10 protein-coding genes are annotated in these 10101 nt (G+C 38.6%); 7 read left to right on the forward strand and 3 right to left on the reverse strand.

The window, feature by feature from the left end; translation table 11 throughout:
• From LM917_RS24085 to LM917_RS24110, 6 genes are all read left to right on the forward strand, one after another.
• On the forward strand, positions 1–182 hold a 182-nt coding region (locus LM917_RS24085; protein WP_232700237.1), incomplete at its 5' end, for a hypothetical protein.
• Between the two features lie 349 nt (positions 183–531).
• On the forward strand, positions 532–1143 hold the full coding sequence (locus LM917_RS24090) for an acetate uptake transporter (protein WP_373688830.1): 612 nt from the start codon (positions 532–534) through the stop codon (positions 1141–1143).
• A 262-nt stretch (positions 1144–1405) separates the two neighbouring features.
• Positions 1406–2200 (forward strand): transporter substrate-binding domain-containing protein, encoded by a 795-nt coding sequence (locus LM917_RS24095; protein WP_232700239.1) that lies wholly within the window; start codon positions 1406–1408, stop codon positions 2198–2200.
• A 33-nt stretch (positions 2201–2233) separates the two neighbouring features.
• Positions 2234–2890 carry an amino acid ABC transporter permease gene (locus tag LM917_RS24100; RefSeq protein ID WP_232700240.1) on the forward strand — a complete coding sequence of 219 codons (657 nt, stop codon included), beginning with the start codon at positions 2234–2236 and terminating at the stop codon, positions 2888–2890.
• Positions 2891–3100: 210 nt separating this feature from the next.
• Entirely contained in the window at positions 3101–4024 is a 924-nt protein-coding gene (locus LM917_RS24105; protein WP_232700241.1) for an ABC transporter ATP-binding protein, read from the forward strand.
• On the forward strand, positions 4021–4839 hold the full coding sequence (locus LM917_RS24110) for a DUF2705 family protein (RefSeq protein WP_232700242.1): 819 nt from the start codon (positions 4021–4023) through the stop codon (positions 4837–4839). Before LM917_RS24105 ends, LM917_RS24110 begins: the two co-directional genes overlap by 4 nt.
• 105 nt (positions 4840–4944) lie before the next feature.
• Here LM917_RS24110 and LM917_RS24115 read toward each other — a convergent pair whose 3' ends face one another.
• Positions 4945–6612: a glutamine--tRNA ligase/YqeY domain fusion protein gene (locus tag LM917_RS24115; RefSeq protein WP_255668593.1), complete on the reverse strand. Its 1668-nt coding sequence runs from the start codon at positions 6610–6612 to the stop codon at positions 4945–4947.
• 239 nt (positions 6613–6851) lie between these two features.
• Complete coding sequence (locus LM917_RS24120; protein ID WP_232700244.1) at positions 6852–7391, reverse strand: TatD family hydrolase; 540 nt, start codon at positions 7389–7391, stop codon at positions 6852–6854.
• A 159-nt stretch (positions 7392–7550) separates the two neighbouring features.
• Between LM917_RS24120 and LM917_RS24125 the strand changes: the two genes are divergently transcribed.
• Complete coding sequence (locus LM917_RS24125; protein ID WP_373688829.1) at positions 7551–9011, forward strand: alanine/glycine:cation symporter family protein; 1461 nt, start codon at positions 7551–7553, stop codon at positions 9009–9011.
• Positions 9012–9501: 490 nt separating this feature from the next.
• Here the strand turns inward: LM917_RS24125 and LM917_RS24130 are convergent, their stop codons facing one another.
• The gene (locus LM917_RS24130) at positions 9502–9954 is read right to left on the reverse strand and encodes a geobacillin-26 family protein (protein WP_309241983.1); all 453 of its coding nucleotides are present in this window, start codon (positions 9952–9954) and stop codon (positions 9502–9504) included.
• Positions 9955–10101: the final 147 nt, after the last annotated feature.

Genomic DNA, 10101 nt, shown 5'->3' on the forward strand with positions numbered 1-10101 from the left:
CAGTAGTTCCAGCTCTAGTTCTGATTCATCTTCCAGTAGTTGCAGATTCTAATCAGATTCAAATTCTGGATGTTTTATCCATTCTAACTAAAGCAGTTGTAGTTACTTGTGTAAATAAAACAATAGGCAAAAGAGATAGACAAAGAAGCAGTTCATTACTAACTGCTTCTTTGTCATTTTGATTCAAGTAAAAAATCACAGGGTGAATATCGACCAGTTAGCTAAGCAAGTTTAACTCGATTATTAAAAATTAAAGATGAATTGGCCGAACGTTTACTGGCAATTAAGGAAAATCCATTAGCGACAATGAAAGAATATCTGGATAAATAGACAAGCAGTCTGTTTTACCATAAATATTTACTCCTACCCCTACATAAGGCGACTCTTCTAAAAAAGGATCGTCTTATATTATTTAATTTTTTATAAATGTAACAAAATTGTTATATTTTATATAAACATTTTACCCCAATATTACTTAGAATAGAGTTTATGCCTTTATAACTAGCATTTAATTCGAGGGGGAAATTCAACATCATGAATACACAGTCTGTTAAAATTACGAACTGTGATCCGTCAGCTCTAGGTTTATTCGGATTGGCAATGGTTACACTTGTAGCCTCTTTTCAAAAATTAGGTATTACCGAAGGCGTTTCCATGATTGTTCCATGGGCGATTTTTTTGGGTTCATTTGCTCAATTATTTGCTTGTATTAATGATTCTAAGCGCAATAATATTTTTGGTACAACTGCTTTTGGTGCTTACGCTATGTTCTGGTTTGCTATTGCCTTTTCCTGGATGATCCAACTAGGTGTATTTGGTCCAGAAATGGCAGCCCAAGTAGATCCAAAACACTTGGGTGTTGCATATTTAGGGTACCTGATTTTCACTCTTTTCATGACAATCGGTGCTGCTGAAACACATAAAGTACTATTTATTATCTTTATTCTTATCGATTTCTTATTTATCGGTCTTACTTTTGATTCCTTTGGTATCGCCAAGGAACAAATGCATTTACTAGCTGGTGTATCTGAACTGGGTGTTTCCCTATTCTCTTTTTATGGTGCTGCCGCTTGCGTACTTAACGCACATTTCGGTCGTATTTTCCTGCCAGTAGGTAAACCATTGAAAATTTTTAAGAAATAACGCAAGTAACTCTTAGCATATGTCGGTTGATTTTATCTAAAAATTAACTTGTCATATACACATTCCATTACCTTGCATAATACCTGTAAACGCAAAACACCGTTCTCTACTTGGAGGGCGGTGTTTTCGTTTGTATTTTTTCCAAAACAATCAATATATATCTACATATAGTTTTTTATCCAAAATTTCAACTTTGTTGTCTCAGTCATACACCTAACGAGTGAAGTAAATTGAAAATTCAAAAAACAAAGGGGCTATTCGTATGAAGAAAAATTGGTATGCCATTTGTGTAGGAATTATTATGATGATACTCACTGCCTGCGGGACTAGCGGAGGGGATCAAAGTGCTTCCTCTTCTGGTAATCCACCAGAAAAAAATAGTTATCTCTTTGGTGTAGATGCTAAATACCCTCCTTTTGAGTTTGAAAAAGACGGAAAGTACGTAGGGATTGATATCGATCTTTTACAAGCCATAGCAGAAGAAGAAGGAATTACAATCGAAATAAAACCAATGGACTTCAAAGGGATTATTCCAGCTATTCTTGCCGGACAATTGGACGGAGCAGCTGCAGGAATCAGCATTACGGATGAGCGCAAACAGGTTGTTCTCTTCTCTGAACCATATTACAAAGCTGGTCTCTCCCTCGTAGTAAAAGAAGATAATACAACCATTACCGGCCCTGATGATTTGAAAGGAAAAAAAATCGCTATAAAAAAAGGAACCACAGGAGCCAAATTTGCAGAACAGTTAGCGCAACAACGCGGTGCACAGGTTACTCATTTTAATGATAGTCCATCCATGTTTCTTGAGGTAGAAAATGGAAATGCTGACGTTACTATTGAAGACTATCCTGTTATCGCCTATAAACTGGCACAAGATCCTGAATCAAAATTAAAAATTGTTGGGGATCGCCTTAACGGTGATAACTACGGTATCGCCATTTCCAAAGATAATGAAGAACTCCACAAGAAAATTGATAGCGGTCTCAAAAAACTGCGGGAAAATGGAAAATATGATGAAATCATCAAGAAATGGACAGGTACCAACTTACAATAGCAGTATGCCAACTTCAAAAGGAGGCGACATGATTTGACCTCAAGCTTACAAGTTATTAGAGATGCTCTCCCCATTCTGGCAGAAGGCTCACTCATTACACTCCAAATCACACTGATCTCTATTTCGATCGCTTTCTTCATCGGATTGGTATTTGGACTGCTTAGTGTCAGCAAAATGGCGATTTTACGATGGATTGCAGCCTGTTACGTTACCTTCATCCGAGGTACCCCCTTGCTGGTTCAAATCTTTTTCATCTATTTTGGAATCCCGCAGGGTTTTGACATTAAAATTCCTGCCATAACTGCCGCCATAATAGCAGTCAGTATTAATGCAGGAGCATATATGGCAGAGATATTCCGTGCTGGTATTCAGTCAATTGACGCTGGGCAAATGGAAGCAGGTCGTTCACTTGGTATGACTATGCTACAAACGATGCGATTTATTATTCTACCGCAAGCTCTTCGTCGTATGCTGCCTGCTTTCGTTAATCAGATTATCGTCAGTCTGAAAGATACGTCGCTTGTTTCCGTAATCGGTATACGCGATTTGACGAACACTGGAGAGATTATTATTTCAAATAATTTTCGATCCATGGAGATTTGGGGAGCAGTAGCTGTCTTTTACTTCATAATCATCTATTTCATCACACTGTGCGTTCGCTATTTAGAGAAAAGGAGCCTTCCCACATAACTTTAGAACACTCCGCGGGAAAGGAGAAGCTGGTTTTTCAATCTGTTAAGTTTGTTTTCGTTTTTCCACTACAACTCTGTGCTTCTTCTGCATACTCACTACGGTAGTTTATAAAGAAATGAAACCCTTTTGCTTATTCACTCGTAACTATTAAGGTGGATTGTTCAAAAGATTACCAAATTTGTAAGTTGAATATAAGGAGGGGCATTCTTGTCAAACACACCCGTCGTTGAATTACGAAATGTAACGAAAAAAATTAAGGGTAAACCCATTGTGCAGCATTTATCTTTTTCCGTTCAGCGTGGAGAGGTTTACGGATTTCTCGGTCCTAACGGATCAGGTAAAACAACCACGATTCGCATGATCGTAGGACTTTCTTCCATTACAGAAGGACAAATTCTCGTGGAAGGTCATGATATTACGAAGTCCCGCTCGCAAGCAATGGCCCATGTTGGTGCGATTGTGGAAAATCCGGAAATGTATGGCTATATGACAGGTATGCAAAATCTCATACATTTTTCCCGTATGGCTTCCACACCTATCAGCAAGGAAAGAATTATGAAGATAGTAGAGTTGGTAGAACTAACACATGCCATTAAACAAAAAGTTAAAACCTATTCACTCGGTATGCGACAACGTCTAGGTATTGCACAGGCTTTGCTTCATAGCCCAAGTATTCTCATTCTGGATGAACCTACCAATGGTCTTGACCCTTCTGGAATACGTCAACTACGTGATCACCTGCGCTACCTGGCAAAACAAGAAAACATTTCCATTCTAGTATCTAGCCATTTACTATCGGAAATTGAGCTAATGTGTGATCGTGCCCTTGTCATTCAGGAAGGAAAATTTATTGATGAAATCAGCATCCACAATCAGCCAGAAGAAGCCGCTAACGCCTTATCTGTTGAGTTCGAGGTTGATCAAGCGGCTGCGGCAACAGCAGTATTACAAGATTGGCAGGCTAAGACAGGTGATCATGGTAAGGTAACAATTATGGCAGAAAAAAGCGAGATTCCTCGCCTGGTTAGTCTACTCGTTGCACAAGACATCTCTATTTACCAGATTCATATTAAGACAGAATCGCTGGAAGATCGCTTCCTGGCGTTAACAAAAGGAGGCACACAATCATGATCTTCTTACGACTTGTCCAAAATGAAATCATGAAAATCAACTCGAAACGACAGAGCATTCTTTTTTTCTCATTATTAGCAGGTCTTGTTCTGATTACCGCCATTATTATCAAGGCATATATAAGTGACCTGGCATTGGTTATGAATTATCTTCAATTTACCATGCTTACAATTACCATTTTTGGTTTTCTAATTACTCTATTTGGCTTAATTCTAGGAGCTCAAATAGTAACGGATGAATACAAAGATGGAACAATTAAGCAACTATTGATAAGACCGAGTAGCCGTGTTTCTATCTTATTTTCTAAATATCTATCAGTCTTGATCATGATAACGGCAGCTTATTTCTTCCTGTTTGTATGGAGTAGCCTGCTTGGGTTTATCTTTTTTGGTGCAGGAGAAGGCTTAGCAAGTGCAGAAAAAATTCCGCTATTGGAAGAAATCGGCAATCTTACCTTTACTGTCGTCTTCCAATTTTATCTGACGGAGCTACCTAGCCTCTTCTTCCTGGCTACCCTGTCATTTTTTACAGCCACTATATTTAAAAGAAGTGCTCTGGCGCTTAGCGTCGCTATTATTGCCTATTTTTCGGGAAAAGTCATAGGTGGTCTCTCTCAGAATTACTGGTGGGGGGAATATATAGTATTTAACCACCTTCCTCTATATGCATATTCCGACAGTGTGGTTATTCAGCGCTTTTCGTCACCAGCATATCCTGAGTTGGGATTAAGCTTCTCCATAATCATTCTCGTACTCTATTTTGCAATTATGTTAGGAAGTTCTGCGCTAGTCTTTTCAAAGCGCGATGTAGCCTAGCTAAGCAAATCTCCATTTTATGTCGTGAATGATACCCAAGAGCCGTAAAAATAAAAACAACCTTCCTGCCTATGTATAGGAAATACTGGCAGGAAGGTTGTTTTATTATTTCTTCGGATCGAATGAGCTTTTCAGCGATACAATCAAATTGAAAACTAGTTGATCATCTGTCGTATACTTCGGATCGACATTGAAATAACCGTGACGGAAGAATTGGAACTTGTCCTGAGGTTTAGCTTCTTTCATGTTCGGCTCTACAAAGCCTTGTAATATCTCGATAGAGTTCGGATTAATGTAGTCGAGGAATGTCTTACCTTCCTCTTCTTCTTCATCGAGAATCAATGGTTCATACAAGCGGAATTCTGCTGGTACGGCATGTGTTGCATCTACCCAGTGAAGCGTTCCTTTTACTTTACGTCCTGTAAAGCCTGAACCACTCTTCGTCTCTGGATCGTACGTGCAGTGCAACTCAATTACATTACCATTATCATCCTTGATAACCTCGTTACATTTGATAAAGTACGCATGTTTAAGACGTACTTCATTTCCAGGGAAAAGACGGAAGTATTTACTAGGTGGCTCTTCCATGAAATCGTCCTGTTCTACATAGATTTCACGAGTAAATGGAATCATTCGTGTACCCATTTCAGGATTTTCTGGATTTATTTCAGCTTCCAACCATTCCACTTGACCCTCTGGATAGTTCGTAATCACTACCTTTAGTGGTTTTAAAATACCCATGGTACGTGGTGCTTTCAGCTTCAAATCTTCACGGATGAAGTATTCAAGCATTTTTGCATCGACAATACTATTGCTTTTGGCAACACCAATCTCTTTCGCAAACGCACGAATAGCTTCTGGCGTATAACCTCGACGACGCAATCCAGACAAGGTCGGCATGCGAGGATCATCCCATCCATCTACAACCTTCTCCTCTACCAATTGTTTCAATTTACGTTTACTCATTACCGTCTGCGTCAGGTTAAGGCGAGCAAATTCATATTGATGGGGAACATGCTCCATCTCTGTTTCTGCAACAACCCAGTCATACAACGGACGTTGGTCTTCAAATTCCAGTGTACAAATGGAGTGTGTTATTCCTTCAATCGCATCTTCCAATGGATGTGCGTATGCATACATCGGATAAATACACCAGGTATCGCCTGTATTATGGTGCGTAGCATGAGCAATTCGGTAGATAACCGGATCTCTCAGATTGATATTCGGGGAAGACATATCAATTTTGGCACGCAGGACCTTTTCTCCGTCCTTACATTCGCCATTGCGCATTCTTTCGAACAGATCAAGGTTTTCTTCTACACTTCTATCGCGATATGGGCTATTCTTACCAGGTTCAGTCAGTGTACCGCGATACTCTCTCATTTGTTCTGCTGTCAGATCGCATACGTATGCTTTACCTTTTTTGATCAGCAATACCGCACGCTTATACATCTCTTCAAAGTAGTTGGATGCAAAAAACAGCCCGTCCCACTCAAATCCAAGCCACTCTACATCTTCCTTGATGGAATGAACGTATTCTTCATCTTCCTTCAAAGGATTTGTATCGTCAAAGCGTAAGAATGCTTTACCGTTCAATTCCTTGGCAAGTTCAAAATTTACACAAATTGATTTAGCATGGCCAATATGCAAATAGCCGTTAGGTTCTGGAGGAAACCGAGTAACGACCTGTTCTACTTTTCCATTCTGCAAATCTTCCACTACGATGTTACGAATAAAATTTGATGCTGCCGACGTGTTTTCCACTACGATCAACCTTTCTCCCTAATGTAACCTTGTATAAAATAATACTGTTTACCACCATTTAGATCAACCAAACATTCACTTATTCCGGTATTGGTGTCCTATCTTATTAGTTTAGACTAAATAAGAAAATACAACACCATACATTTACAATAAAAAAAGAAGAACATGTAAACAAGGGTGTCAGTCTTTTTCAGGATGCTACCCAAGACCGTAAAAATTATTTGTATTCTCAAAGACGATCTCCGCTACTAGCTGGCTTGTTCCATTCGGGTAAGAGTTTCTTTACTCCCTTTAAACCAATGGAAATGGGCTTTCTTCACATCATACTTCTGTAATAAGTCGCAAACAAGCTCAGCATCTTCATATACAGCGTGTAAAACAATTGGCTTATCCAATTCGACTGCTAGCTTAATGAACTCTTCTACTATTACCATGTACGGCTTCAGATCAAAATGCTCTCCTTTTTCTAGAGCCTCTTTCCTCAGATAATAAGGTAACCCTACTTCTCCAATGGCTATCATATCTTGCTCGTTTTCTCTCACCCAAGCAAGCAGTTGCTTCAATTCTTCTGGTTCAGGAATCGGCTGCTCTGGATGGAATCCGAAGGCTGGCTTCACAAGATCGGGAAAACGACGCTTCCACTCCATATTACGTTTGCAGGAAACCAGGTCCATTGAAACAGCAATTACAGCTTTTATATTACTATCCTGTAACTCTTGTAACATGGTCAACGCATTCTCTTCTTTATATAAATCAAGGTGGATATGTGAATTAATATATCTGTCCATGTTCAGCCTCCCCCTAGTCATTACTATGCTATCACATTTCTTAAAATCTAGTTTATATCTGGTAAAGAATCGTTTCATTATTTACTAATCTTAATCATTACGTTTTATGTTAAAATAGATAAGTTATGTCAAACTACCTTTGAAAGGAGACTCCTCCATTTGGACTTTATTAAAGATAAAATGAATGACTTCTTAACGTGGATACAACATGCTACGGCACAAGATTTCATTAATCTAAGCAATGAAATTTTGTGGTCCTATTTTCTGATATTTTTACTAATTGGTGTAGGACTTTACTTTACCGTTAAGACAAGATTTGTTCAGGTACGCCTATTCGGAGAAATGTTTCGTCTGTTAGGTGATGGTTTTAACCGCTATCCGAAAGAACAAAGAGGGATCTCCTCTTTTCAAGCCTTTTGTATTAGTGCTGCTTCTCGTGTAGGTATAGGAAACCTAGCAGGGGTAGCAGGGGCGATTGCTTTAGGTGGACCCGGTGCTGTCTTCTGGATGTGGGCTTTAGCCGTCATTGGGGCTGCTTCTGGTTTTGTAGAGAGTACACTTGCACAGATTTATAAAGTAAAAGATAAGTCGGGCTTCCGTGGGGGACCAGCCTACTATATGGAAAAAGGTCTCGGAAAGCGTTGGATGGGGATCTTGTTTGCGATCCTGATTATGGTTTGTTTCGGTTTTGTATTTAATGCCGTACAAGCCAATACTGTTACTGCTGCTGTTGAAACTGCCTTTGGCTTTGACAAAAACATTTTCGGAATCATACTAAGTATCCTTACTGCCATCGTCATCTTCGGTGGGGTAAAACGAATAGCTTCCATTTCCACATGGCTTGTACCTACTATGGCAACCTTTTATATTTTCATTGCGCTGTTTGTAATGATCGTCAATTTCAGACAGATTCCTGAAGTATTCATGACTATCCTCTCCCACGCCTTTGGTTTTCAAGAGTTCTTAGGCGGAGGAATTGGTACAGCTATTACCCTGGGAATTAAACGTGGTCTTTTCTCTAATGAAGCAGGTATGGGTAGTGCTCCGAATGCTGCTGCTACAGCTACTGTAAGTCATCCAGTCAAACAAGGCTTGGTTCAAGCATTAGGTGTATATGTAGATACCTTATTGGTGTGCAGTGCGACAGCTTTTATTATTCTTACGTCCGGCATCTATAAAACCGGTGAAGTTTCGGGCATTGAACTGACACAAGCATCGCTTAGCTCTCACATGGGAGATTGGGCTACCATTTTTATTGCAATTATTTTGTTCTTTTTTGCCTTTACTTCTATTATTGGTAACTACTATTATGGTGAGACTAACATTGAGTTCATCGGGAAAAAGACTCGTACTTCAATCCTAATCTACCGACTATGTGTAGTGGGAATGGTGATGTTTGGTTCTGTTGCCCATAACGAGATGGTTTGGTCATTAGCTGACATCTTTATGGGGTTGATGGCGCTATTTAATCTGGTTGCGATTGTACTGCTAGGAAAATTTGCATTTGCAGCGCTAAAAGATTATACGGACCAACGAAAAGCAGGAAAAGATCCTGTCTTTTATGCAGACAGTATTGAAGGGTTAACCAATATTGAAGGCTGGGAGAAACGCCCCAAATAACCATTTAAAAAGCTATGGAAGATAAAACTCTTTGGAAAGAGATCACTGTAAAAGTCCACTTTTTCAGAACAACCAAAACAGTCAATGAAAAACGAGCCTCTAGAATCGCTTCTAAGGCTCGTTTCGCGTTTAGGGAGACATATTTGTCCCCCTAAAACTATTAATTTTTCCAAAACCACAACTTTTGCAGCAGTCTCTTATTGTAAAGAGGCGACTTTTTTTAGTTCGTTTAGTTTCAAGTTTCTCACCACTTATTACAACAAATTGTTATATACAATGGAAATCATTACTATTATCATATATAAACCTAATATCAAATTAATACCGAGAAGATAATTCATTAAGCATTTTAATTTACCATTTATAAATGCAAGCACTAATATTATATCGATTAGTAAGATGCTCATACTAATGACTATAAACCAATCTTTCAAATAAAAAGCTAATATACTCATATTTTCTACTCCCCTAACAAATATTATTTGTCATACTAGAGAGTACAATTAGCTCCTGCGAATTTCATTTCACTACCAATTAATGTATCTACAATATCCTCAAAATCTTCTAATTTTGAACTGTTTTTAGATGTTTGTTTTATGTATTTCCCTCCTTTACCATTGCCAACATCCCAATATTGATCTCTGCCCCCGTGTAAACTGACTTTATAATAATAGCCATATGCATACTCACGAGCTTCACGTAGAGTAGTAGATGCAAGAGTTTGGAAATCACCTTTTTTATCTATTGTTTCATCTTGTGCTTTGAGGTCAATAGCTGTTATATCTCCATTTTCATTCAGTTCTAATATTTCATCCTTTTTATTATATCTTACTTCAGAAGTTCCATTTTCACCAATAACTTGAACCACTCTGAAGAAATCGTTATGTGATCTATTGTGATTAATAAAACAAACTAAAAAATCGATGAACAGTAAAGAACCAATCTTTACTTATTAAATGGACGGTAGTTTTGTTCAATTATAAGATGTTATTTATTCATACATAAATTTGTTATTTAATCTAGAAAAGGGCGGTCTTTTTGTTGGTCATAAATCGAGTAGGAGGGGGTGACTAACCCCCGACCTCTCACA

This window comes from Brevibacillus daliensis (assembly GCF_021245735.1).
In the GTDB taxonomy this organism is placed as follows: Bacteria; Bacillota; Bacilli; order Brevibacillales; family Brevibacillaceae; genus Brevibacillus_B; species Brevibacillus_B daliensis.

Coding starts and splice junctions, on each gene's coding strand:
- LM917_RS24095 (WP_232700239.1), top strand. CDS start 1,406: ATGAAGAAAAATTGGTATGCCATTTGTGTAGGAATTATTATGATGATA.
- LM917_RS24120 (WP_232700244.1), bottom strand. CDS start 7,391: ATGGACAGATATATTAATTCACATATCCACCTTGATTTATATAAAGAA.
- LM917_RS24110 (WP_232700242.1), top strand. CDS start 4,021: ATGATCTTCTTACGACTTGTCCAAAATGAAATCATGAAAATCAACTCG.